This window comes from Halorubrum lipolyticum DSM 21995 (genome assembly GCF_000337375.1).
GTDB lineage: Archaea > Halobacteriota > Halobacteria > Halobacteriales > Haloferacaceae > Halorubrum > Halorubrum lipolyticum.
This window is the reverse complement of record NZ_AOJG01000017.1, coordinates 23856-46372: the sequence shown is the minus strand read 5'-3', so window position 1 is coordinate 46372 and position 22517 is coordinate 23856. Positions and strand designations below refer to the sequence as shown.

General features: G+C 71.7%; 24 protein-coding genes and 2 tRNA genes. 8 read left to right on the top strand and 18 right to left on the bottom strand.

The window, feature by feature from the left end:
- Positions 1-71 precede the first annotated feature (71 nt).
- Together C469_RS06780 and C469_RS06775 are read right to left on the bottom strand one after the other, a co-directional pair.
- Positions 72-371 carry a DUF6432 family protein gene (locus tag C469_RS06780; RefSeq protein ID WP_008005032.1) on the bottom strand — a complete coding sequence of 100 codons (300 nt, stop codon included), beginning with the start codon at positions 369-371 and terminating at the stop codon, positions 72-74.
- 86 nt (positions 372-457) lie between these two features.
- Positions 458-979, bottom strand: a complete 522-nt coding sequence (locus C469_RS06775) for an archaemetzincin family Zn-dependent metalloprotease (RefSeq protein WP_008005030.1) — start codon at positions 977-979, stop codon at positions 458-460.
- A 39-nt stretch (positions 980-1018) separates the two neighbouring features.
- On the opposite strand from C469_RS06775, the gene C469_RS06770 reads away from it, so the two are divergent.
- Both C469_RS06770 and C469_RS06765 read left to right on the top strand, forming a co-directional pair.
- Positions 1019-1519, top strand: coding sequence for a UPF0146 family protein (locus C469_RS06770; protein WP_008005028.1), 501 nt, complete (start codon positions 1019-1021; stop codon positions 1517-1519).
- A gap of 73 nt (positions 1520-1592) precedes the next feature.
- Entirely contained in the window at positions 1593-2456 is an 864-nt protein-coding gene (locus tag C469_RS06765; RefSeq protein ID WP_008005027.1) for a TIGR01548 family HAD-type hydrolase, read from the top strand.
- Between the two features lie 3 nt (positions 2457-2459).
- Here C469_RS06765 and C469_RS06760 read toward each other — a convergent pair.
- The 3 genes from C469_RS06760 to C469_RS06750 all read right to left on the bottom strand — a co-directional run bounded on the left by C469_RS06760 (position 2460) and on the right by C469_RS06750 (position 3215).
- A tRNA-Ile gene (locus tag C469_RS06760) sits at positions 2460-2535 on the bottom strand.
- 44 nt (positions 2536-2579) lie between these two features.
- Positions 2580-3044: a group I intron-associated PD-(D/E)XK endonuclease gene (locus C469_RS06755; RefSeq protein WP_008005025.1), complete on the bottom strand. Its 465-nt coding sequence runs from the start codon at positions 3042-3044 to the stop codon at positions 2580-2582.
- A gap of 62 nt (positions 3045-3106) precedes the next feature.
- A tRNA-Asn gene (locus C469_RS06750) sits at positions 3107-3215 on the bottom strand.
- Between the two features lie 173 nt (positions 3216-3388).
- Here C469_RS06750 and cca point away from each other — a divergent pair.
- Entirely contained in the window at positions 3389-4777 is a 1389-nt protein-coding gene (gene cca, locus C469_RS06745) for a CCA tRNA nucleotidyltransferase (RefSeq protein ID WP_008005023.1), read from the top strand.
- 40 nt (positions 4778-4817) lie between these two features.
- On the opposite strand, the gene C469_RS06740 is transcribed toward cca, so the two are convergent.
- The 4 genes from C469_RS06740 to C469_RS06725 are packed head-to-tail and all read right to left on the bottom strand — an operon-like array spanning position 4818 to position 7141.
- Entirely contained in the window at positions 4818-5144 is a 327-nt protein-coding gene (locus tag C469_RS06740; protein ID WP_008005021.1) for a hypothetical protein, read from the bottom strand.
- 53 nt (positions 5145-5197) lie between these two features.
- Entirely contained in the window at positions 5198-5554 is a 357-nt protein-coding gene (locus C469_RS06735) for a fluoride efflux transporter FluC (protein ID WP_008005019.1), read from the bottom strand.
- The gene (locus C469_RS06730; RefSeq protein ID WP_008005017.1) at positions 5551-5898 is read right to left on the bottom strand and encodes a fluoride efflux transporter FluC; all 348 of its coding nucleotides are present in this window, start codon (positions 5896-5898) and stop codon (positions 5551-5553) included. The genes C469_RS06735 and C469_RS06730 overlap by 4 nt, the downstream gene beginning before the upstream one ends.
- 19 nt (positions 5899-5917) lie before the next feature.
- Complete coding sequence (locus C469_RS06725) at positions 5918-7141, bottom strand: ATP-binding protein (RefSeq protein ID WP_008005015.1); 1224 nt, start codon at positions 7139-7141, stop codon at positions 5918-5920.
- Positions 7142-7312: 171 nt separating this feature from the next.
- On the opposite strand from C469_RS06725, the gene C469_RS06720 reads away from it, so the two are divergent.
- Positions 7313-7789, top strand: a complete 477-nt coding sequence (locus C469_RS06720) for a DUF7382 domain-containing protein (RefSeq protein ID WP_008005013.1) — start codon at positions 7313-7315, stop codon at positions 7787-7789.
- On the opposite strand, the gene C469_RS06715 is transcribed toward C469_RS06720, so the two are convergent.
- From C469_RS06715 to C469_RS06690, 6 genes are all read right to left on the bottom strand, one after another.
- Positions 7790-8590 (bottom strand): protein-L-isoaspartate O-methyltransferase family protein, encoded by an 801-nt coding sequence (locus C469_RS06715; protein ID WP_008005011.1) that lies wholly within the window; start codon positions 8588-8590, stop codon positions 7790-7792.
- 70 nt (positions 8591-8660) lie between these two features.
- Positions 8661-9311 carry a protein-L-isoaspartate(D-aspartate) O-methyltransferase gene (locus C469_RS06710; RefSeq protein ID WP_008005009.1) on the bottom strand — a complete coding sequence of 217 codons (651 nt, stop codon included), beginning with the start codon at positions 9309-9311 and terminating at the stop codon, positions 8661-8663.
- 77 nt (positions 9312-9388) lie between these two features.
- Entirely contained in the window at positions 9389-9817 is a 429-nt protein-coding gene (locus C469_RS06705) for an Hsp20/alpha crystallin family protein (RefSeq protein WP_008005008.1), read from the bottom strand.
- Positions 9818-9942: 125 nt separating this feature from the next.
- A complete protein-coding gene (locus C469_RS06700) occupies positions 9943-10494 on the bottom strand; it encodes an Hsp20/alpha crystallin family protein (protein ID WP_008005006.1) in 552 nt (183 codons plus the stop codon).
- A gap of 94 nt (positions 10495-10588) precedes the next feature.
- On the bottom strand, positions 10589-12097 hold the full coding sequence (locus tag C469_RS06695; protein ID WP_008005003.1) for a stage II sporulation protein M: 1509 nt from the start codon (positions 12095-12097) through the stop codon (positions 10589-10591).
- A 52-nt stretch (positions 12098-12149) separates the two neighbouring features.
- Positions 12150-13577: an MATE family efflux transporter gene (locus C469_RS06690; protein ID WP_008005000.1), complete on the bottom strand. Its 1428-nt coding sequence runs from the start codon at positions 13575-13577 to the stop codon at positions 12150-12152.
- A 132-nt stretch (positions 13578-13709) separates the two neighbouring features.
- Between C469_RS06690 and C469_RS06685 the strand changes: the two genes are divergently transcribed.
- Together C469_RS06685 and ilvA are read left to right on the top strand one after the other, a co-directional pair.
- A complete protein-coding gene (locus C469_RS06685) occupies positions 13710-14153 on the top strand; it encodes a gamma-glutamylcyclotransferase family protein (protein ID WP_008004999.1) in 444 nt (147 codons plus the stop codon).
- Positions 14154-14480: 327 nt separating this feature from the next.
- Entirely contained in the window at positions 14481-15692 is a 1212-nt protein-coding gene (gene ilvA / locus C469_RS06680; RefSeq protein ID WP_008004997.1) for a threonine ammonia-lyase, read from the top strand.
- Positions 15693-16109: 417 nt separating this feature from the next.
- Here the strand turns inward: ilvA and C469_RS17025 are convergent, their stop codons facing one another.
- From C469_RS17025 to C469_RS06670, 3 genes are all read right to left on the bottom strand, one after another.
- Complete coding sequence (locus C469_RS17025; protein WP_160163062.1) at positions 16110-16247, bottom strand: DUF7560 family zinc ribbon protein; 138 nt, start codon at positions 16245-16247, stop codon at positions 16110-16112.
- A gap of 154 nt (positions 16248-16401) precedes the next feature.
- Positions 16402-17157: an ABC transporter permease gene (locus C469_RS06675; protein WP_008004993.1), complete on the bottom strand. Its 756-nt coding sequence runs from the start codon at positions 17155-17157 to the stop codon at positions 16402-16404.
- Positions 17154-18245 carry an ABC transporter ATP-binding protein gene (locus C469_RS06670; RefSeq protein ID WP_008004992.1) on the bottom strand — a complete coding sequence of 364 codons (1092 nt, stop codon included), beginning with the start codon at positions 18243-18245 and terminating at the stop codon, positions 17154-17156. The genes C469_RS06675 and C469_RS06670 overlap by 4 nt, the downstream gene beginning before the upstream one ends.
- A 134-nt stretch (positions 18246-18379) precedes the next feature.
- Between C469_RS06670 and folP the strand changes: the two genes are divergently transcribed.
- Entirely contained in the window at positions 18380-21013 is a 2634-nt protein-coding gene (folP, locus tag C469_RS06665) for a dihydropteroate synthase (protein ID WP_008004990.1), read from the top strand.
- A gap of 36 nt (positions 21014-21049) precedes the next feature.
- Positions 21050-22486 (top strand): DHH family phosphoesterase, encoded by a 1437-nt coding sequence (locus tag C469_RS06660; RefSeq protein WP_008004988.1) that lies wholly within the window; start codon positions 21050-21052, stop codon positions 22484-22486.
- Positions 22487-22517 lie beyond the last annotated feature (31 nt).

Sequence of the window (22517 nt, the reverse complement as noted above, 5' to 3'; positions counted from 1 at the left end):
GAGCGGCAAAAGGTCGCTGGCTTCGGTGCGGGCGGTCGCTCCCGCGCGGGCCTCTCGAACGCGCGGTGTCGCTACAGTCCGAGTCGGTCGCGGACGGCGTCGACGAGGGTCCCCGGGCCGTCGTCGATCCCCTCGTCGGGGTCGGGGACGACGCGGTCGTGCGGGTACACGCGCACCCGTTCCTCGCTCTCGACGGTGATGAGCGAGTCCGCCTTCAGCGCCGACAGCGCCTCCTCGACGGCGTCGATGTCGGCGTCGACGGCCGCGCGAAGCTCCAGCACCGTCATCCCCTCGTCGCCGCGGTCGACCAGCGCGTCCAGCAGCGCGACCTCGACGTCCGGGCGGTCGCGGTACTCCGGCTTTGCGGCCATGCGTCGTCCTTGGACAGGATACGGTTTACGTCTACCGGCGGAAACGAGTCGTCCCGGTCGGCGGGACGCCACGGCTGACGGGATCCCTACCGAATGAGCCGCGAACAGGAGCCACAGAGGTTCTCCTCTTTCACGTCGACCTCCCGGACGGTCGGCGAGAAGGACATGACGCACTTGCTGTTGTCGCAGTGCTCCAAGCCGAGCGTGTGGCCGATCTCGTGGACGACCTCCTTCCGGACGCGGTCGGCGAACACGTCGACCGCGGGCTTGGTGGAGACCCCTCCGTCGGAGGAGGTTCGGAGTCGGTGCGTCGAGATCACGGAGCCGTTGCCGTTGAGGTACGCGAGCCCGAAGACGTAGTTCCGGCGGCGGTAGTAGAGGTCGCGCGGGGTGATCCCGATGTTCTTCTCGCCGCCGCCGACGCGGCCGACGGTCTCGATGAGGTCCTCGGCGCGGTACTGTTCGCGGCCCTCGTCGTACGCCGTCTCGGGGATCGGCTGATCGTCGTGGACGGTCACGTCGCAGTCGTATACCGAACGGAGCGCGGCGGAGGCCTCGCGTTTCACGCGGGGGGTGACCTCCCCGACTGGGACGATATCCACGAGCATGGAACGGCTTATGACCGCCGCAATCATAAAGCCCGCGCCGTGGTCTCACCCTCGCGTCGCGCGCTGGTCGACGAACTCGCGGAGTACGGCCACCTCGTGGAAGTCGGCGTCGGCGACCGTCCGGCGGTCGCACGGGCGCTGGCCGAGCGGGGACGCCGCGTCGTCGCCGTCGACATCGATCCCGGAGAGCGAGCGCTGGCGGCCGCGCGCGAGACCGCAGACGAGGGAGTCGAGGGCTCGCTCCGCGTCCGACGGGGAGACGTGCTCGCGCTCGCGAAAGGGGCGGGCGAGGGCGAGATCGCCCCGCTCGTCGACGCCGACGGAGGGGGCGCGGTCGACGCAGTGTACGCGTGTAACCTCCCGGCCGAACTCCAGCGACCGACCGTCGTGCTCGCAGACCGCCTCGACGCCGCCTGCGCGTTCACAACCCTCGGGTTCGAGGAGCCGGTCGTCCCGGTCCGGCGCCGCTCCGTCGGAGGGAGTTCGCTATACGTCGCTCGGGACGACGGGCGTGGAGGGCGGTCGTCCGGCCCCGAGTGAGGCGACGGGACCCAGAGGCGGCCAGTTCGGCGAGAACCCGAACGTTCTTTCCCGCTCCTGCCGGCGTACGGGTATGCAGGTCGACGCAGTGGTCCTCGATATCGACGGGGTGTTGGTCGACGTGGCGGACTCCTACCGGCGGGCGATCATCGAGTCGGTCGAACGGGTGTGTGACAAGACGATCGATCGCGACGCCGTCCAGTCGTTCAAGGACGCCGGCGGATTCAACAACGACTGGGAGCTGACGGACGCGGCCGCCCTCTACGTGCTGGCCCGCCGCGAGGGGCTCGGAATGGACGTGGAGACGTTCACCGACCGAGTCGCGGAGGGCGGCGGCGGGCTCGACGCCGCGAAGGAGGTCGTCGGCGACCTCCCCCGCGTCGCGCAGGCGCGGGTGCGAGACCAGTGGGACACCGAGCGGCTCCGCGAGACGTTTCAGGCGCTGTACCTCGGCGAGGAGCTGTACCGCGAGCTGGAGGGCGGCGAGCCCCCGCTGTCGGCGCCGGGATACATCCACGACGAGCCGACCCTCGTCGAGCCGGCGACGATCGCCGACCTCACCGACCGGTTCGACGTGGGCGTGCTGACGGGGCGGCCCGCCGCCGAGGCGGAGATCGCCTTGGAGCGCGTCGGCCTCGACGTGCCCGAGGACCGACGGTTCACGATGGACGACTGGGAGGAGGGGAAGCCACACCCGCGAGCGCTCGTCGAACTCGCGGAGCGGTTCGACGCCGAGCGCGTCGCCTTCGCCGGCGACACCCTCGACGACGTGCGGACCGCGCGCAACGCCGACGACGAGGACGCGAGCCGCGTCTACTACGGCATCGGCGTCCTCACCGGCGGCCTGACCGGCGAGGAAGGGCGACGGAAGTTCGCCGAACACGGAGCGGACGCGGTCGTCGAGGACGTGAACGGACTGGTCGGGCTGTTGAAGTAGAGATGGGCCTTGCCGGATTTGAACCGGCGATCACTCCGTTATGAGCGGAGGGCTTTGAGCCAGACTAAGCTAAAGGCCCGCGTCGGTCTGTGTTATACGAGGGGTACTCTTTAGATTACCGCATTACCCCGATCGGAGATGAGAGAGGACAGTGTCGAGCCGATACTCCGTGTGCCAGTTCACATTCTCCCGGTTATTGTTTGCGGCGGGTTCGTATCGGATAGAAGTCGTTGTCGCTCCGGTGTCCTCGATCGGGACGAGATATATTTCCTCTTCTCCGACGTTGTACACTGCGAAGTAATCGATCTTGCCATCGTATCCTTCCCGCTCGTACCCCTCACTTTTTGTCCGGACGCTTCGGGTCCGGAATACCACGGCGCCATCGCGTTTGCCATCGTACGCAGTTTTGACCTGAAGTCGGTAGAAGCCTCCGTCCACCTCAGCTACGAGGTCATATGGCTCGTTATCGTATGCCGGTCTGAGCACGGAGACATCACGAGCGATCAGTTCGCCCGTGACGATCGCTTCGGTTGCCTGACCACGTTTCTGTGGCTCATCGAGTCGGTCGTACTGTTCGGAGCGCGACATACGAACTTCTACGTCGATATCGTACAAAAGGCATGGTCGCGATTAGCGTCGCGCGAAGGAAGCGCCGAAGCCAGGACTCGAACCTGGGACCGCCTCGTGACTGTGACGTTCGGGGGGAAATCCGCCGATCGTCGTAACAGCGAGGCGCTCTACCAACTGAGCTACTTCGGCTCAACTCCAGATACTCGACTCGTTTTGATAGGGCTTTCGTTTCCGCCCGACTCGAGTGCGATCGGTTACCGCACCCCGATTCTGCCGGCCCGCCGTCGCCCGATCGACTCCCGGAGCGTGCCGCTCGCCCCGTGACCGACACGTTTTCGGCCGGACCGCGAGAAGCCGCTCCCATGGACGATCTCGAGGCGGTGCTGTCGCGCGTTCGCGACCGGGTCGTGCCCGAGCCCGCGGAGCGCGACCGCCTGCGAACGGTCGCCGCCGAGCTGGCCGACCGGACGCGCGAGGCGATCGCCGACCTCCCGGTCGACGCCGACGTGGTGCAGGTGGGGTCGACCGCCCGCGGCACGTGGGTCTCCGGCGACCGCGACATCGATCTGTTCGTGCGGTTCGACGCCGACCTCGACCGCGAACAACTGGAGGAGTACGGGCTCGCCGTCGGGCACGCCGTCCTCCCGGACGGCCACGAGGAGTACGCGGAACACCCCTACGTGAAAGGCTCTTTCGAGGGGTTCGACGTGGACCTGGTCCCCTGTCACGACGTGGCGACCGCCGGCGACCTCGTCTCCGCCGTCGACCGGACCCCGTTCCACGACGCGTACCTCTCCGCGCGGCTGGACGAGGGCCTCGCCGACGACGTGGTGCTCGCGAAGGCGTTTCTGAAGGGGATCGGCGCGTACGGGAGCGACCTCCGCACCGAGGGGTTCTCGGGGTACCTGACCGAGCTGCTCGTCTTGGAACTCGGCGGGTTCGTCCCGCTCGTGGAGTCAGCGCGGAGCTGGCACCCCCCGATGGAGTTCGATCCCGAGGGGCACGCCGAGCGGACCTTCGACGACCCGCTCGTCGTGGTCGACCCGACCGACTCGACGCGGAACGTCGCGGCCGTCCTCTCGGCCGCGAACCTCGCCCGGTTCCAGCACTACGCCCGCGAACTGCTCGCGGCGCCGAGCGAGGGGCTGTTCGAACCGACTGAGCCGACCCCGCTCGACTCCGCCGACGTTCGCGACCACCTCGACCGACGGGAAACGACCCCGGTGGCGGTCGTGTTCGACGCGCCCGACCTGGTCGACGACCAGCTGTGGCCGCAGCTCCGGCGCTCGCTCGACGGGATCGTGCGAGGGCTGAACGACCGGGGCTTCGACGTGCTGCGCGCCCGGGCGATGACCGACGGGGAGGGTCCGGAAAGCGACGGGGGCGACTCCGGACGCGCGGCGCTGTACGCCGAGTTGGAGGTCGCGGAGCGGCCGGCCGTCACGCGCCACGAGGGGCCGCCGGTCGCGGTGCGGAAACACGCGGCGAGCTTCTACGAGTCGTACGCCGACGACGTCGACCCGGAGACGTACGGCCCGTTCATCGACGGCGACCGGTACGTCGTCGAGCGTGAGCGGGAGTTCACGACGGTCCGCGAGTACCTCGAGAGCGGCGCGGCCGGCGACGTCGCGCTCGGCGCGCAGGTGGAGCGGGAGTTCGCCGAACGCGACGTATTGATCGGCGACGCGGTGGCGACGCTCGCGCCCGCGTTCGGGGTGCCGCTCAGAGAGTTCTACGAGCCGCATCCGTGAGTCGCGTAGCGGGACGCGAGGAACGGGACTTGGTGGAGACCTACCGGGACAGCCGCCCCGAGACGAGGTACACGAGCGCGACGAGTCCGATCAGGACGGCGCCGATAGCCGACATGAAGGCCGCGACCCGCGGGAAGACCAGCCAGAAGGCGACGTAAAACGAGAACGCGAACGCGAGCAGGCCGGCGATCACGACCCCTCGGGTCGGGTTCTGGACGGCCGCGACGAACGCGCGTTGCGGGAGCGTGAGGTCGCCGAAATCGACCGGCGCGTCGGGGCCGTCGCGGTCGTTGGGCGGAACGTTGGGAGACGCGGGGTCGACTGCGGACCCGTCGGCGTCGGCCCGATCTTCGGCGTCGTCGGTCACGCGAGAGGCTACGGTCCGGACCCGCCTGTACCTGTCGTTCCCTCGAGCCGCGATCAGGCGAGCGCGCCGACGACCGCCGCGCCGCCGAGGAACGCGAGCAGCGCGGCGGCCAGGTTCGCGGCCGCGAATCCGGCCGCGATTCGGCCCTCTCCGTCGGCCGCGGTCGAAACCGTCTCGACGGCGAACGAGGAGAACGTCGTGAAGGCGCCGCAGAACCCGACGGCGGCGAGGAGCGTCGCTTCCGAGCCGATCGGTGCGGCGAGGAGGGCGCCGAGCGCGAGGCTCCCGAGCGCGTTGACGGTCAGGACGGAGCGTCGCCCCTCGATGCGGAGGCCGACCGCGTGCCGCCCCACGGCACCGACCGAGCCGCCGAGACCGACGAGAGCGGCCGCGAGCAGGGGGTCGGTCACAGTCGTCCCCCGACGAACAGCCCGGCCGCGGCGGCCGCGAAGCCGGCGGCGTAGCTCGCCGCGACGTACGCGGCGCCGACCGTCGTTCCGAGCGTCACGGCGTCGCCGACGAAGGTGCTGTAGGTGGTGAACGAGGAGAGCGCGCCGGTGCCGACGAACAGCCGCGTCCGGTGGCGCGCGGTGCGCGTGAGCAGCAGCCCGAGCGTGAAGGAGCCGAGGACGTTCGCGAGGAGCGTTCCGGCTCCGGTCACGTCGCCGACGGCGACGTCGATCCCGTATCTGGTGACGGCGCCGACGAACCCGCCGAGCGCGACGAGGAGGAACCCGAGCGGCGTCCGTTCCATACCGGGCCGTCGAGGGCGGCTATCTTGGGTCTTCGGACTTCGCGCCGCCGTCCGTGGCTGCCGCCGTCCCGCTCGCTCGCGGACTCCCGCCGCCGTGCGGAGTCCGTCGCTCCCGAACCCGAACGGTGTGCGCCGTCTCCGTCGCGTCGTCGACGACCATCGCCTCGCCGGTCTCGGTCGGGAGCCGCGACGCGAGGTCGCCGGAGAGGTAGGTCGCCTCCGCCTCGGCGAGGCGATCGAGGTCGCGCTCGGCGGTGAGCCGGTGGGCCACAAGTAGGTCCGACTGCGAGACGGCGACGCTCGGCAGCGCGCCGGGACGCTGCGTCGCGCAGACGAGCGAGACGCCGGGCGCGCGGCCGCGAGTCAGCAGCGTCCGGAGCGCGGGGTCGGCGACGCCGCCGAAAAAGGTGTGAGCCTCGTCGACGAGCAGCCACGGGAGTCGACCGAGGTCGCCGTCGATCCGGGCGTCGTAGAGGCCGCGACCGACGGCCCTCACGACTGCCGCTGCGGCCGCTTCCGGAGTTCCGGCGAGATCGAGCACGGTCGGCGCCCCGTCGCCGGCGAGTCGGGCGACCGGCGACGCGTCCGCGTCGAACACGTCCCACGACGCCGCGAGCCGCAGGTGGTTCGCCGCCGCGCGGCGGTCGGCGGCGGGCGCGTCCGCGTCGGTGACGCGCTCGCGGAGCGCCGCGATGGAGGGCGAATCGCCCGACCTCTCCGAGTCCTCCCGGGCCGCGGCAGTGTCGGAGGCGTCGAGGGCGTCGGCGACGGCGCGCCACACCAGACTCCCGGGTCCGCTCGCCGGATCGAGGCCGAGCAGGTCCGGCCACGCCTCGGGGGGTATCGCCGCCGGACGGACTCGCGGTTCGACGACCCGTCCGCCGGCGGCCCGGAGCCCGTCGAAGACGCCCATCGGGTCGACGACGACCGGCGCGACGCCGCGGGCCGCCGCGAGTCCCTCCGCGAGAACGCCGAGCGTGTACGACTTCCCGGTTCCCCGCTTGCCGAAGACGACGCCGGCGTGCGGGCCGTCGGCGTCGAGGCCGACCTCGGCCCCAGCGCTGCCGCCGTCGCGCGCGAGGAACGACCCGAGCCGGACGGTGGGGGGTCGCACGCCGTCGCCGTCACCGTTCGATCCGGGTTGGCCGCCTCCGTCGTCCGAACCGCCTCCGCCGTCCGAACCGCTTCCGTCGTCCGAACCGCTTCCGTCGTCCGAATCGGAATCGCGTCCGAGCACGTACATAGCCGCGGTGTCCCCGGTATCGTACAAAAAGGCCGGGACGAACGCGGACGCGAGATTCCGCTCGGGCGACGGCCTCCGATCGGGCGACGGCCTCCGATCGACCGACGAGTCGGCCCCTCTCCCGAGCGGTGCGTCCGACCCTTTATCAGTGATACCGCGGGCACCGACGGTATGCCCCACTCGAAACGGGACGGACGCACCGCGAACGACCGATCCTTTCGCTCGGACCGTCGGGCCATCGAGGGCCTGCCGGTCAGGCTGGTCATCGCCCTCGTCGTCGGCGTCGCGAGCCTCAGCGTGATGATGGGGATGATCGGTGACATCGACGGGCTGGCCGCGACGGAGCTCGACGCGCAGCCGGAGCCGGAGGTGACGACGCCGGGCGAGCAGTCGATCGACATCGCCGTCCTCGATCCGGACGGCTCCCGCGTCTCGGACGCGACGGTGATCGTTCGCAGCGGGTCGGCACAGATCGACGGCGTCGCCACTGCGACGACAGGCTCGGACGGAACTGCGACCGTCGACGTCGACCCGGAGCTCGGTCCGAACCAGCCGGACGGGACCCTCACCGTCGAGGTGAAACCGCCGGCGGAGGGCGACTACGTCGACGAGCGCGGGAACACGGAGGTGCTGGTGGTCGCGGAGTAGTTAGAGACGGTCGTCCCAGTCGATCCAGTCCTGTTCCCAGCCGTGCCGCGCGAAGTGCCCTTGCTCGGCGCGTTCGGCGTCCTCGCGGCGCGTTCGGTTCCGCTCGACGCCGCGTTGCTCGCCGTCGACGAGCATCGGCTGGAGCCGCGCCGGACCGACCGTTTCGACCGTTCGGAAGCCGGTCGGCGCGTCGTCGTCCGCTGCGTCGTCGGACGTTGCCCCCTCGGGATCGGGTTCGATCGCGGCGATCGTCTGGACCGCGGTCCCACGGGGGTAGACGATCCGGCCGCTCTCGGCCAACTGCTCGCGGAGCGCGCGCGGCGGCTCGACGACCCCTGCCTCGAGGAGTATCCGGTCGTACGGTGCGTACTCGGGCAACCCGTTCGCACCGTCGCGCCGGTCGACGAGGACGGCGTCGTAGCCGGCCGTCGAGAGGTTCGAGCGGGCGAGCGCGACCGCCTCGCGGTCGATGTCGACCGCGTGGACGTGTCTCGCACCGACGATCTCGGCGAGCAGCGCGACCGAGTAGCCGACGCCTGCCCCCACGACGAGCACCTCGTCGCCCTCGTCGGCGTCGAGCGCGGAGATCAACCGCACGACCGTCGCAGGCGCGAGCGACCGGTCCCCGTTCCCGCCGCCCCCGGCTCCCTGACCGGTCCCGGCCCCGGTCGTCGAGGCGTCGTCGACGAACGGGTCCCGTGAGACGCGCTGGAGCGCAGCCAGCACGGGCGCGTCCAGCGTCTCGCCGATCTGGTGTTCGAGCCCCTCGATCATGTCGGCCCGAATCGACGCCTCGTCCATGGTCGAACTCGGTGCTCGGTCCTCTAAAAGCGCTCGTTCGCGATCGCGTCGCTCCGTGCCGTACCGCCCGTCACTGCATCGGAACGAACCGGACGCCGCCGTGGTCTTCGCGGTCGACCGCTCCCTCCGTCACCGTCAGGCGGACGAGCCGCTGTCCGCCGGCGCGGCCGACCGGCGCGACGACGCGACCGCCCGTCCGCACGCGGTCGACGATCGAGTCCGGGGTGCCACCCGTCGGCGCGCAGGTCAGGTAGGCGGCGTCGAAGGGGGGCTCGTCGGGGAACGCCGTCCGTCCGTCGCCGGCGCGGACGGTCACGTCGTACCCGAGCCGGTGGAGCCGATCGCGGGCCGCCTCGGCCAGATCCGGGACGTACTCGACGCTGTAGACGTTCCGCGCGCCGACGATTTCGGCGACGACCGCGGCGTGGTAGCCACAGCCCGTACCGACCTCGAAGACCCTGTCTCCCGGTTCGACATCGAGCAGGTCAGTCATGAGCGCGACCATGTGCGGCGCGCTGATCGTCTGATCGTGGCCGATCGGGAGCGGCCGGTCCGCGTAGGCGCGCGACCGGTGACGCTCCGGGACGAACAGGTGCCGCGGGACCGCCTCGATCGCCGCGAGCGTCCGCTCGTCGACGTCGAGCCGGCGGCGGAGCCCGTCGACGAGCTCGCGGCGGGCCGCGTCGTCGCTGGGGGTCGCGTCGCGATCGGCGTCGTCCATGCGTTCGCGTACCACGCGACGCGTGGAGAAGCTGTCGGCGAGAGTCAAAAACGGCGGGGAGAAAACCGGAGTCGGTCCTAGGCCACGTCGATCCGGTGGTCGTCGTCCGCATCGTCGGCGACCTTCGGAAGCGTGACCGTGAGCACGCCGTGGCGGTACGTCGCGCTCGCGTCCTCGTCGGCGACGGGTCCCGGGAGGTCGACGGACCGGGTGATCGACTCGTGGCGGCGCTCGCGTCGGAGGTACCGTCGGTCCGCGTCGTCGTGCTCACCGTCCTCGCGCTCCGCGTCGCGCTCGGCGGTGATCGTGAGCCGACCCTCCGCCGCCCGCACATCGATGTCCTCGCGGTCGTATCCCGGGAGGTCGGCCATGACGACGAACTCGTCGTCGTACTCGGCCACGTCGATGTCGGTGGTCCGGAGGTCTCGCCCCCACGCGCGGTCGCCGCCGAAGGGGGTGCGGCCGAAGAACTGCTCGATTTCGTCGAAGGGGTTGGTTCGGTTCATGATACTCACCCTTACAGACGTCTTCTGTGGTATTAAAGACGACAGGATAGCTGCTAGCTCGCGTCAGGGGCTCCGAGGGGTCTCACGCCGGCGGCGGCGCCGAGGTCCGTTCTCGGCCGGTCGCGTCACGACACGTCGATGCTGTGGCCGGCGCCGTCCGACGACGACCGCTTGGGAAGGGTGACGGTGAGGACGCCGTCGTCGTACGAGGCGGTCGCGCCGTCGCGTTCGACGGGCTCGGGGATCGGAACCCGCCGAGACACCGCGCGGCGACGGCGCTCGTGGCGGTGGTAGCGAACGCCCGCGTCGTCTCCGGCCTCGGAGTCGTCGCCCGTGTCGTCCGCGTCGTCGCCGTCGGCGTCGGCGACGGCGTTCGTGGGACCTTCGTCCCCGTCGACGGTCGTCTCGGCGTCCCGGGTCTCCTCGCGGGTGGCCGCGATCGAGAGGGTCTCGTCGCGGAGCTCGACCTCGATCTCGTCGGCGTCGAAGCCGGGGAGGTCCGCGAGCACCGTGATCGTCTCGTCGTCCTCGATGACGTCGACGTCGACGTCGCGGGCGCCCGGAAGGGTCGGGGCGCCGGACCCCGGCGTGTCGAGCGTGCCGCCGAGCTCCTCGAACTCCCGTCCCATCCGTTCGAGCAGGTCCTCTATCTCGGTGAAGGGATCGCGTCGCGTCATACAGGTCAGGATTCGAGACGGAGCGACTTGAACGTACGGGCGGGAGTCGGTGAGGAGGAGCGAAACGACGGTGACGACCCCGAGGAGTCGAGGTCTAGAGGAACGGCCGCCAGTAGTACGGGCTCACGAACCCCTCGATGACCGCGGCGACCGCGATCAGCACCCCGACGCCCATCAGCACCCAGAACGCGTCTTCGAGCGCGTCCGCGAACGCCTCGCGGGACAGGCGGCCGCGGAACGCCCGCCACGAGACGGCCCCCAGGTGGATTCCGAGCGCGCCGGAGACGAACAGCGCGGGGATCTCGAGGATCCCGTGCGGGGCGACGAACGCGAGCAGCGCGGCGAGGTTCTGCTCTAACGCGGCGGTAGCGCCGAGCGCGACCCCGTTGAACGCGATCGACGAGAGCGCGGGGAGCACGAGCGCGACGCCGCCGAACGAGGTCGCGATCGCGACCGACCAGTTGTTGCCGAAGAAGTTGAGCGCGGCCGCCGGCGGGAGGTGGCCGACCAGCCGCGACTCGATCGACGTGGTGATCGTACCAACGAAGGGGTCGACGGCGAGCCAGCCGACCGCGCCGAACCCGACGCCGACGAGGATCGCGATCGCGTGCAGTCCGGGCGTTCGCCGGACGAATGCGGTCATCTCACGCCAGCCGCGGCGGACGCCCCCGACGAACTGGTCGCGGAGCCGAGCGTCGACCGGATCGACGGGAGCGACCGCGCCGCGGTGGTCGCCGTACAGGACGGTCTTGAGCAGGTCGAGCGCCGGAGCGGCGACGACCGCGCTGGCGAGCGCGACGGCGGCCCCGCCGCCGAGGAACGCGAGCGCCGACGCGGCCGAGGAGATGGCCACGAGCACGCCGACGGCGACGACGAGGTACGCGAGGGCGTCGACGGGGTTCGACCGGATGAACCCGCCCGCCCCCTCGACGGCGCCGACCACGCCCGTCTCGTCGACGACGACCGCGGCCGGCGCGAACGCGAACACCGCGCGGACGAGGAGCAGGACGACCAGTCCGACGAGCAGCGAGAGGAGCGCGGCCGCGGCTCCGAAGAAGGGGTTGACCAAGAACGCGCCGCCGATCGCGAGACTGGCGAGCAGCGACACCCCGATCCACAGCAGCAACTCGGCGACGTAGAGCCCGAGGAACGTGAGCCAGCGACCCCGAACGCCGGCGATTCCGGCGGTGAGCCCGCGGCCGCCGCGAACCCGACCGGCGACCGCCGACATCTGTCCGGCGGAGACCGCGGCGTACGTCAGGACCGCCAAGAGAACCGACACGGCCGTCCCGGCGGTCAGGAGGAGAAGCGCGGTCGGCGACGCGAGGGGTTCGAGCGCGGGAACCACGCTCTCGGCCCACGCCTCAAGCGCCTCGGGGTTTTGCGTGTCGGGCGGCGTCAGGTCGAGTTCGGCGAGCGCTCGGCGCGCGGCGTCGAGCTGCCCGGTCAGCTCGTAGTGGAGGTACGTCCCGGCGAGCGCGACGAAGAGGCCCATCCGGGCGATGACGGGGACGGCCGTGCCGAGGAGGTAAAACGGGAGCAGGTCGGCGGGGCGCCGCCGGAGGGTCGACGCGGTGGCGGAGAGGGCGGATGACAGGTCCATGCCGACCGTTTCGGCGGTCTGATACTTAAAAGCCGAGTGGCTCCGGCGTTCGCTACGAGACGCGGTCCGGTGGCTCGTCCGGCGTCGAGCCGGTGACGGGGCCGCCGCTTCCTCGCTCGGCCATCATCCCGGCGGCGCGGTCGGCCCACCCCGAGTGGCGGAAGCCGGCGGCGACGACGAGCGCCATCCACATGTACGCGAGGAACACGCCGACGTAGGCCCCCTGCGGACCGAACCCGGCTGTCCGCCCGAGCACCCACGAGGCTCCGAGGAAGAGGACGAACATCCCGGAGACGCGGGCGACGAGCGGGACTCGTGTCTCGCTGGCCCCCTGCAGCGCGCCGGAGAGCGCGGAGAAGCACACCAGCCCCGCGCCGGCGAGGCCGTAGACCCGAGCGAAGTCGACGGCGTACGCGATCGTGGGCCCGTCGTCGGTGAAGACCGGTACCAGCCGGGGCGCGAGCGCGACGAGGGCGAGGCCGATCGAGCCGACCGTGAGCACGCCGAGCCCGGCGACGGCCCACCCGTGGAACCGGGCCTCGCCCGGGTCGCCGGCGCCGAGCGACTGGCCGACCAGCACCGAGGCGGCGACGTTGTACCCGCGGGAGAGCGGACCCGTCACCTGCTGGTACACCCGCCGCCCGATCTGGAACCCCGCGTTGACCGGCTCGCCGAAGCCGAGGAGTAGCGCGTTGAACGGGAACTCGGCGAACTCCGAGCCGAACCCTTCGAGCACGCGCGGGGCGCTCACCCGGAGGAGCTGGCTCGCGATCGTGAGGTCGCGGGGGCGCGCGAACGACGCCTCGGTCCACTGGCCCCAGATGGCGAGACAGAGGAGCCCGGCCGTGAGCACGTTGGCGCCGGCGGTCGCGAGGCCGACGCCGACGACCTCCAGCCGCGGGAGGCCGAACAGGCCGAGCCCGAGGGCGATCGAGCCCGCGATGTTGACGGAGTTGGCGGCGACGTTGACGTACATCGGGGTGCGGGCGTCGCCGGTTCCCTGTAGCGCGCGAGCGGCGACCAGGGCGACGTGGCGAGCGGGGGCCGTCGCGAAGACGATCGCGAGGTACGTCGACCCGAGGGCGACGACCTCCGGGGAGGTCCGCTCGCCGACGAGCCGTCCGAACACGCCGATCGCGTACTCGCCGAAGAAGAGGCCGACGAACACGAAGGGGATCCCCGCGACCGCGCCGAAGAGGATCGCCTGCGTCACCGCCTCGTCGCGCGTGTCGGTCGCGCCCGCACCGGTGTCCTGCGAGGAGAGCGCGATCGCGCCGCCCCCGAGCCCGAGCCCGAACCGGAGGGGGAATCGGGCGTAGAGGTCCGCGAGCCCGATCGCGACCACGGCCGCCGGCGAGAACAGCGCGGTGACGAGGATGTCGGTCGTCCGCATCGCGGTGCGGAACGTCTGCTCGGCCATGACCGGCCACGCGAGCGAGAACACCCGCGTCCAGACGCGCCGCAGCCGCGAGAGCTCCATGTATCACCCGGGAGGAACGGGCGGGCTTTCACCGTATCGGAGCCGGCGGCCCCCTCCGGCTGCAGTCCGCTCACGCCTCGGGCGCGAATCCGCCGCCCGAACGTTGAAGCGTGCGAACGACGCACACGCAGTATGGACGTCTTCGTGTACGGAACGCTCACCGAACCCGACCGGGTCGCCGAGGTGCTCGACTCGTACGTGTACGTCGGACCGGCGACGCTGTTCGGACTCCACCTCGTCGAGGGGCGCTACCCGACGCTCGCGCCGGGCGGTGAGACGGCCGGTCGGCTCCTCCGGACCGAGGAGTCGGACGCCCTCGACGAGTACGAGGGCGTCGAGACGGGGTTGTACCGGCGGGTGGCGGTTCCGCTCGACGCGCCCGACGGCCACCCCGACGAGGCGGCGGTGTACGTCGGCGACCCCGACCGGCTCGACGCGGACGCGGCGTGGCCGGGCGAGGGCGACGAGGGCGGCACCGGCGACGTGGGCGACGAGGGCGACGACGATCGCGGATTCGCAGCGCGGGTCGACCGGTATCTCGAACGGGCGGACGTTCGGGTGCGGCTCACCCCCTGAGACCCGTCTGACGGAGGGATGACGGCGGTGCAGTCTGGCGGTTTCACTTTCGCTCCGCTAGCCCCACCTTTTTGTATTCGGCCCGTCTCGCTTCACTTGCACGTCACACGCGTGCATTCCCCCCTTTCACAGACGACGAGCCCGCGGCTCGGTCTCGACTTGGTCTCGACCCGGTTCCAATTCGGCTCCGATCTGGTTCCGATCCGGTTCCGATCCGGCTCCGATTCGGTTCCAATCTGGCTCCGACCCGCTTTCCGTCGAGCATCGGCTCGTCCGACGGCGACACGGACCGGAACCGATTAGCGGCCGGCGCGGCGATTTCCGGGTATGATCACCCTCTCCGACGTTCGCGAGGCGCGCGAGCGCGTCGGCGACGCCGCCCGGCACACGCCCTTGGAGCGGTCGCGGACCTTCTCCGAGATGAGCGGTGCGGACGTGCACCTCAAGCTGGAGAACTTCCAGCGCACCGGGGCGTTCAAGATCCGCGGGGCGATGAACCGGATCGCCACGCTCTCGGACGCCGAGCGCGAGGCCGGCGTGGTCACCGCGAGCGCGGGCAACCACGCGCAGGGCGTCGCGCTCGCGGCCGACCGCGCGGGCGTCGACGCCACCGTCGTGATGCCGAAGTTCGCGCCCGTCTCGAAGGTGAAGGCCACCCGAGGATACGGCGCCAGCGTCCGGCTGGAGGGCGTCGACTACGACGAGGCGCAGGCGTACGCGCACCGGCTCGAGCGCGAGGAGGGCCGGACCTACGTCCACGCGTTCGACGATCCCGTGGTGATGGCCGGGCAGGGGACGCTCGGCCTCGAGATCGTCGACGACTGCCCCGACCTCGACACGGTCGTCGTCCCGATCGGCGGCGGCGGGCTCATCTCGGGCGTCGCGGTCGCGATCAAAGAACAGCTCCCGGACGTGCGGGTCGTCGGCGTGCAGGCCGAGGGCGCGGCCTCCGCGGGCGAGTCGCTAAAAAAAGGTGAGGTCCACGAGATCGACAGCGTCGACACGATCGCCGACGGGATCGCCACTCGGTCGGTCGGCGAGCAGACCCTCGAGGTGATGTCGGCGTACGTCGACGAGGTCGTCACGGTCGACGACCGCGAGATCGCCCTCGCGCTCACCCTCCTCTTGGAGCGCTCGAAGACGCTCGTCGAGGGCGCCGGCGCGGTCGCGCTCGCGGCCGTCCTCTCGGACGCGTTTAAATACGACGACGACGAGACGATCGTCGCCGCGCTCTGCGGCGGCAACATCGACCTCAACCGGCTCGGGACCGTGATCCGGCGCGGACTGGTCCAGATGGGTCGATACCTCAAGATCACGATCGACCTGAAGGACCGTCCCGGAGAGCTAGAGCGCGTCTCCAGCATCGTCGCCCGCACCGGCGCGAACGTGTACGCGGTCCACCACGACCGCACGTCGCGGGACGTGGCCGTCAACGCCGCCGAACTGGAACTCGAATTAGAGACCGACGACGCCGAACACGCCGCCGACATCGTCGACGCCCTCGAAGCCGACGGGTACGAGGTCGAGATTCTGTCATGAACGCAGACGAATAGTTATAAACGACTTGCGGTGCGGTGGCGTGCGCCTGCGAGCGCCCATCAGGGCGCGAGCAGCCCGCACGAGGGAAGTCAGTCGCCCGGAGCAACGCGGAGGGCGACTGACGAGGCTGGGGAGGTGTGAGGCGGTGTGCGGTTGCGGTCGGGTGGGACTCAAAGGGGCAGCCGCGAGGCGGGCGCAGGCGACGTAAGCACTAGAAGGAGCGAGCAGCGCGAGCGACTGAAGCGCGCAGCGAGCGTGCGCCCGCCTCGCGGCTGGGGCTTTGGAGGTTTTCGTCGTCGCCCCGATGTCAGCGATTTATAAGAAAGCGGCTGGGGCTTTGGAGGTGGTCACCGCAGAGCTGTCGATCACATATAAACGATCGAGTACAAACTCACCCGCATATCGACAGTACAGTCGCTACTCGGCGTCGAAGTCGTCCTCGCTGGCCGCGGTCGTACAGACCGGGCAGCCGGTGTCGAGGATCGTCTCCCGCATCTCGTCGTTGACCTCGATGGTCTGCATGCAGTCGGAGCAGGTGAATTGAACGGTGAGCAACGCTTTCCCCCTCGTTGTCGGGAACGGCGTCTGGCGATATAAATGACCGGCTTCCGGGTCGTTTCTCCCGCCGTCTCGCCCCTCGATCCTCCCGCCGTCTCGCCCCTCGATCCTCCCGCCGTCTCGCCCCTCGATCCTCCCGCCGTCTCGCCCCTCAATCCGTCCGCGGGACCGCGTACGCCCCCAGCGCGAGGAACGCGACGGCGAGGACCGAGAGCACCGCCAGATCGCCGACCCACGGCCCCGGCTCGTAGACGATCGACCGCGTCCCGCGCGCGAAGTACGTCAGCGGCGAGGCCGCGACAGCCGGGAGGAACCACTCCGGCAGCAGCGAGGGCGAGACGAACGTCTCGGAGAGGAACAGCAGGGGGAGCGCGACCGTGTTGCTCGCGGCGATCACGCCGTCCTGCGAGTCCGCGAGCGCGCCGAGCAGTGCCCCGAGCCCGCAGAAGAGCGCGACGGCGACGGCGACGAAGACCGGCAGCGCCGCGAGCGCGGGCGAGACCACCGGTTCCGCGTCGGTCACGACCAGGACGAGGCCGAGGATGAGCAGGCTCGCCGCGCCGATGATCGCGACGTTGACTAAGGTGTGCGCGAGCAGCCACTCGCCGCGGGAGAGCGGCGTCGTCGCCAGCTTCTCGAACCGCCCGCCGTCGCGGTGGCGAGCGATCTCGGAGCCGACCCGCGACAGCGGCGTGAAGAGGACGACGACGGCGAGGTAGCCGGGGATGTAGTAGCCGGCGGGCTCCGCGAACAGCCCGCCCCCGGTCGGCTGCGTCTGGACCAGCGCGCCGAAGATCAGCACGAGGATGACGGGGAAAAAGAAGGTGAAGAACACCGCCGTCCGCCGCCGGAGGAACGATCTCGACGCCGCGCTCGCCTCGGTCGCGATCCGGCCGAAGCGGCTCATCGGTCGCCTCCGTCCGGTGCGGTCTCATCGAACGTCCCCGACCCCGACCCCGCCTCCGACCGCGGCGAGTACTCCTCGCCCGTGAGCCGGAGGTACACGTCCTCCAGCGAGGGCTCGGACCACGCGAGCGACTCGAAGGCGACCCCGGCCGCGTCGAGCGCGTCGACGGCGTCGCCGATCTCCTCGGGTCGGACGCCCCCGATCCGGAGGCCCTCGGGGGTGGACTCGACCCCGGGCGCGTCTTCTTCCGCCGCTCCGTCTGAGAGCGCCTCCTGGACCGCCTCGACAGCCGCCTCGTCGGCGGGACCGTCGAGCGCGACAGCCAGGCTCGGCTCGCCCCCGTGTTCGGCGATCAGCTCGTCGGGAGCGCCGACGGCGACGACCGCGCCGTCCCGGAGGAGCGCGACGCGGTCGGCGAGCCGTTCCACTTCATCCATCGCGTGGCTCGTGAGGAAGACAGTCGTGCCGTCGCCCGCGAGCCGCTCGATCAGCCGGTGGATCGACCGCCGGCCGGCCGGGTCGATCCCCGTGGTCGGCTCGTCGAGGAAGAGGAGGTCGGGGTCGTTGACGATGGCGGTCGCGACGCAGGTCCGGCGCTGTTGCCCGCCCGAGAGCGTCTCGTACCACGCGTCGGCGTCGTCGGCCATCCCCACGTCCCGCAGGACGGGATCGGTGTCGCGGGCCGCGTCGTACAGCCCGCCGTAGTAGTCGACCAGCTCGACCGCCGTGAGCCGCTCCGGCGGGTCGAACGACTGCGGGAGCAGCCCGATCCGCTGCGGGTCCACCTCGCGCGGCGGGACGCCGAACACCCGCAGGTCGCCCTCGGCCTCGGTCGTCCCCGTCAGCGCGCGGACGAGCGTCGTCTTCCCCGCGCCGTTGGGGCCGATCAGCCCGAACACCTCGCCGGGCTCGACCCGGATCTCGACGCCGTCGAGCGCGACGACCTCGCCGTACGACTTGCGGACGCCCTCGCCGACGACGACCGGGTCGGGATCGGTCGCGTCCGCGGGACCGGCCGAGTCGGCGGCGCCGCGGTCGGGCTCTCCGTCTTCGGCCGCGGACGCCGACGCGGCCGCAGTCTCGTTCATGCGAATGGCTCGGGGTGCCGCGCGCGTAAGGGTTGCTCTTCCGGGCGGTGACGGGACCGTCGGGGGCGACGGTCGAACCGCCGAGACGCCGTTCCTCCGTTACGCCTAAGCGACGGCGAGCCGACCCACGGCGTATGCACTACCACGAGGCGGCGGCGTTCCTCTTCGACCTCCGCCGTTTCTCGGTGAAGCCGGGGACCGAGCGCGTGGCGGCCCTGCTCGACCGGCTCGGCAACCCCGAGGAGGACGTGTCGTTCGTGCAGGTCGCCGGCTCGAACGGGAAGGGCAGCACCGCGCGCATGACCGAGTCGGTCCTGCGCGAGGCCGGGCTCTCCGTCGGCCTCTACACCTCCCCGCACCTCTCCGCGCTCGCCGAGCGGATCCGGGTAGACGGGCTCGCGATGACCGAAGCGGCGATCGCCGACTTCGTCGCGGAGGTGAAGCCGTGGCTCGTCGAACGCGCCGCGACCGGCGAGCCCCTCACCTTCTTCGAGGTCGTGACGGCGATGGCGATCCGCGACTTCGCGCGCCGCGAGGTCGACGTGGCCGTTCTGGAGGTCGGGCTCGGCGGCGAGTACGACGCCACCAGCGCGGTCGACCCCGTCGCGACCGCGGTCACCAACGTCTCCCTCGAACACACCGCGGTCCTCGGCGACACGATCGCGGAGATCGCCCGCACCAAGGCCCGGATCGCGAGCGCCGGCGCCCCCCTCGTCACCGCCTGCGAGGGCGAGGCCCTGTCGGTCGTCCGGGAGGTCGCCGGCGACGCCGGCGCCCCGGTCGCGACGGTCGCGGGCGCGGGTGAGGGCGTCGACACGGAGGAGAACGCCGACGGCGAGACGGACCCGACCCTCTCCGTCGCGTACGAGGGCCGCGTGAGCCCCACCGACGCCGAGGTGACGCTGACCGGCGAGGTCGACGCGACGTACCGGATCCCCCTCGTCGGCGATCACCAAGCGACGAACGCGGGGATCGCGGTCGCGCTCGCCCGGCGCACCGCGGGTGCGGTTGGCGCCGATCCCCTTCCCGACGCCGCGGTCCGCGACGGCCTCGCGCGGGCGACGTGGCCCGGCCGGTTCGAGGTGGTCGACACGGCCCCGCTGACGGTGCTCGACGGCGCGCACAACCCGGCGGCCTGCCGGACCCTCGCGGGGACCCTCGCCGAGTACGACTACGACGACCTCCACCTCGTGTACGGCGCGATGCACGACAAGGACCACGCGAGCGCCGCGAGCGCGCTCCCCGACGCCGCCTCCGCGGTCACCTGCCGCCCGGACCTCGATCGCGCGGAGGACCCTGAAGTGTTGGCCGCCGCGCTCCGGGCCGCGGGCGTCGACGACGTGACCGCCGGCGAGGACGTGGCCGCCGCCCTCGAGACCGCGGTCGAGCGCGCCGCCCCCGACGACTGCGTGCTGCTCGTCGGCTCCCTGTTCGCGGTCGCGGAGGCGCGCGCGGCGCGTCTGCGGACCGTGACGCCGCGGTCGGCCGGTGGCGGGAACGACCCGGCCGCGAACGCGGTCCGCGCGCTCGACACGGGCGGGGTCCCTCCCGACGCGGCCGCGACCCGCGCCGACGGGATCGACCACCGCGTCCTCTCCCTCCGGCTCCGCGGCGACCGCGCGGAGCGCCTCGCGGCCGCCCTCCGCGAAGTCGGCGGCGATGCCGCGATCGGCGGCCTCGGCGCCGGCGTGGGTCGCGTCCCGGGCGGCGAGCGCGTGCCCGTCACGCTCGCGGGGACGGTGGCTGAGTACCGCGAGCTGCTCGCCCGGCTCCGCGAGCGCGAGGGCGAGGGATTCGCGGGGATCGCGGCCGACATCGCCGATCGGATCGGGCTCGACGATTCCGACGGCGACGGCCCCGACGGCGACGATCTCGGCGGCGACGACTCCGCTCCCGACGGCTACCCCTGGACCGACGGCACCGCGGTCATGGGCGTCCTTAACGTCACGCCGGACTCCTTCCACGACGGCGGGCGACACGCGGGCCTCGACGACGCGGTCGCGGGCGTCGAACGGATGGTCGAGGCAGGGATCGACATCGTCGACGTGGGCGGCGAGTCGACGCGGCCGGGCGCCGAGCCCGTGCCGGCCGACGAGGAGATCGACCGGGTGGTCCCGACGCTGGAAGCGATCCGGTCGGTCCCGGCGGTCGCCGACGGCGACGTGCTGGTTTCGGTCGACACGCGAAAGCCGGCCGTCGCGGCGGCCGCGCTCGACGCCGGCGCGGACGTCATCAACGACGTGACCGGGCTGGCGGACCCGGAGATGCGCGAGGTCGTCGCCGACGCGGACTGCCCGGTCGTGGTGATGCACAGCCTGGAGGCGCCCGTCGACCCGACCAACGACCCCGAGTACGACGACGCCGTCGACGACGTGATCGCGGCGCTCCGCGAGCGGCTCGCGCTGGCCGAGACCGCCGGGATCGACCGCGAGAAGGTGATCGTCGACCCGGGGCTCGGCTTCGGCAAGTCGGCCGCCGAGGCGTTCGAGCTGATCGACCGCGTCGGGGAGTTCGACGCGCTCGACTGCCCGGTGCTGATCGGCCACTCGCACAAGTCGATGTTCGGGGCGGTCGACCGAGGGCCGGAGGACCGCGAGCACGCCACCGTCGCCGCGACCGCGCTGGCCGCCGATCGCGGCGCCGACATCGTTCGGGTCCACGACGCCGCCGAGAACCGCGCCGCCGTCGACGTCGCCGCCGCGGTGAACGGCTCTCTGCGCGGGGGAACAGGCGCCAGCGAGGACGCGGCCGGCGGGCCCGACGAATGACGGCAGCGTTTTGCGTCGCGACCCCGTCGCGCCGGTATGGCCCGGCGTCTGCTGCTCGGCTGTAGCGCGGTCGGGAACACGCTCGTCGAACGCACCCGCGAGTCGCGCGGCGAGCTCGTCGCGATCACCGACGACACCGGGTGGGCCTCGACCCTGCGCGACCGCAACGTCGCCACCGTGGAGGCCGATCCGACCGACCCCGCGACGTACCCCGACAGCGCCGCGGTCGTGCTCGTCGCGAGCGACGACCCGGAGCGGAACGTCGCCGCCGCGGAGGCCGCGCGGCGCCGCTACCCGGACGCGATGATCGTCGCGCACGTCGGCACGAACCCGACCGCGGCACAGCAGGAGGCGCTGGAAGCGGTCGCCGACCGCGTCGTCGACCCGGTCGAGGCGGTCGTCTCGCGCGTCCGCGAGGCGACCGGCGTCGACGCCGACGAGGAGCCGGTCCGACTGTTGAAAACGCTCCGGAACCTCTCCGGCCCGCTGCTGGTCGTCGCGCACGACAACCCCGACCCCGACGCCATCGCGAGCGCGCTCGGACTGGTCCGCGTCGCCGAGTCGATCGGGGTCCCCGCGGACGCCTGTTACGGCGGCGAGATCGCTCACCAGGAGAACCGCGCGATGGTGAACCTGCTCGACCTCTCGCTGCGGACCTTCGACGAGACCGACCTCGACGACTACGGCGGCGTCGCGCTCGTCGACCACTCGAGAGCCGGGATCAACGACAGCCTCCCCGAGGGCCACCCGGTCGACATCGTCGTCGACCACCACCCGCCGCGGGGGCCCGTCGACGGCGCGTTCGTCGACATCCGGCCGGACGCAGGCGCGACGAGCACGCTGATCGAGGAGTACCTCTCGCGGCTCGGGATCGAGCCCGACCGGGACCTCGCGACCGCCCTCCTGTACGGGATCCGGATCGACACGAAGGACTTCACGCGATCGACGTCGATCCCGGACTTCGAGGCGGCCGCGTCGCTGTCGGCGTTCGCCGACGAGTCGACGCTCGAACGGGTCGAGAGCCCGAGCGTGAGCCCGGAGACGCTCCGCGTGCTCGCGCGCGCCATCGAGGGACGGGACGTGCGCGGTTCGACCGTCGCCTCCTGCGTCGGCGAGATCGGGGACCGCGACGCCCTCGCGCAGGCGGCCGAGCGGCTCCTCGATCTGGACGGGATCACGGTGACGTTCGTGTTCGGCTACACGGACGGCGTGATCTACGGATCGGCGCGCTCCCGCGGCGCCGACCTCGACGTGGGCGAGCTGCTCCGCGACGCGCTCGACCCGGTCGGCTCCGCCGGCGGCCACGCGACCATGGCCGGCGCGCAGGTCCCGCTCGGCATCCTCCAGGAGGTGTCGGAGTCGGAGTCGCTCGAGGACGTCGTCGGGGCGTTCGTCGCCGGGCGCTTCTTCGAGGCGCTCGACGACGCCCCCTCGCAGCCGACGGGGGGGCTGCCGGAGTTCCCGACAGACTGAGGACGGCGGCGACGGGAGACGGGAGATCGCG

Coding starts and splice junctions, on each gene's coding strand:
- C469_RS06780 (WP_008005032.1), bottom strand. CDS start 371: ATGGCCGCAAAGCCGGAGTACCGCGACCGCCCGGACGTCGAGGTCGCG.
- C469_RS06775 (WP_008005030.1), bottom strand. CDS start 979: ATGCTCGTGGATATCGTCCCAGTCGGGGAGGTCACCCCCCGCGTGAAA.
- C469_RS06765 (WP_008005027.1), top strand. CDS start 1,593: ATGCAGGTCGACGCAGTGGTCCTCGATATCGACGGGGTGTTGGTCGAC.
- C469_RS06755 (WP_008005025.1), bottom strand. CDS start 3,044: ATGTCGCGCTCCGAACAGTACGACCGACTCGATGAGCCACAGAAACGT.
- cca (WP_008005023.1), top strand. CDS start 3,389: ATGGACGATCTCGAGGCGGTGCTGTCGCGCGTTCGCGACCGGGTCGTG.
- C469_RS06730 (WP_008005017.1), bottom strand. CDS start 5,898: ATGGAACGGACGCCGCTCGGGTTCCTCCTCGTCGCGCTCGGCGGGTTC.
- C469_RS06725 (WP_008005015.1), bottom strand. CDS start 7,141: ATGTACGTGCTCGGACGCGATTCCGATTCGGACGACGGAAGCGGTTCG.
- C469_RS06720 (WP_008005013.1), top strand. CDS start 7,313: ATGCCCCACTCGAAACGGGACGGACGCACCGCGAACGACCGATCCTTT.
- C469_RS06715 (WP_008005011.1), bottom strand. CDS start 8,590: ATGGACGAGGCGTCGATTCGGGCCGACATGATCGAGGGGCTCGAACAC.
- C469_RS06710 (WP_008005009.1), bottom strand. CDS start 9,311: ATGGACGACGCCGATCGCGACGCGACCCCCAGCGACGACGCGGCCCGC.
- C469_RS06705 (WP_008005008.1), bottom strand. CDS start 9,817: ATGAACCGAACCAACCCCTTCGACGAAATCGAGCAGTTCTTCGGCCGC.
- C469_RS06700 (WP_008005006.1), bottom strand. CDS start 10,494: ATGACGCGACGCGATCCCTTCACCGAGATAGAGGACCTGCTCGAACGG.
- C469_RS06695 (WP_008005003.1), bottom strand. CDS start 12,097: ATGGACCTGTCATCCGCCCTCTCCGCCACCGCGTCGACCCTCCGGCGG.
- C469_RS06690 (WP_008005000.1), bottom strand. CDS start 13,577: ATGGAGCTCTCGCGGCTGCGGCGCGTCTGGACGCGGGTGTTCTCGCTC.
- C469_RS06685 (WP_008004999.1), top strand. CDS start 13,710: ATGGACGTCTTCGTGTACGGAACGCTCACCGAACCCGACCGGGTCGCC.
- ilvA (WP_008004997.1), top strand. CDS start 14,481: ATGATCACCCTCTCCGACGTTCGCGAGGCGCGCGAGCGCGTCGGCGAC.
- C469_RS06675 (WP_008004993.1), bottom strand. CDS start 17,157: ATGAGCCGCTTCGGCCGGATCGCGACCGAGGCGAGCGCGGCGTCGAGA.
- C469_RS06670 (WP_008004992.1), bottom strand. CDS start 18,245: ATGAACGAGACTGCGGCCGCGTCGGCGTCCGCGGCCGAAGACGGAGAG.
- folP (WP_008004990.1), top strand. CDS start 18,380: ATGCACTACCACGAGGCGGCGGCGTTCCTCTTCGACCTCCGCCGTTTC.
- C469_RS06660 (WP_008004988.1), top strand. CDS start 21,050: ATGGCCCGGCGTCTGCTGCTCGGCTGTAGCGCGGTCGGGAACACGCTC.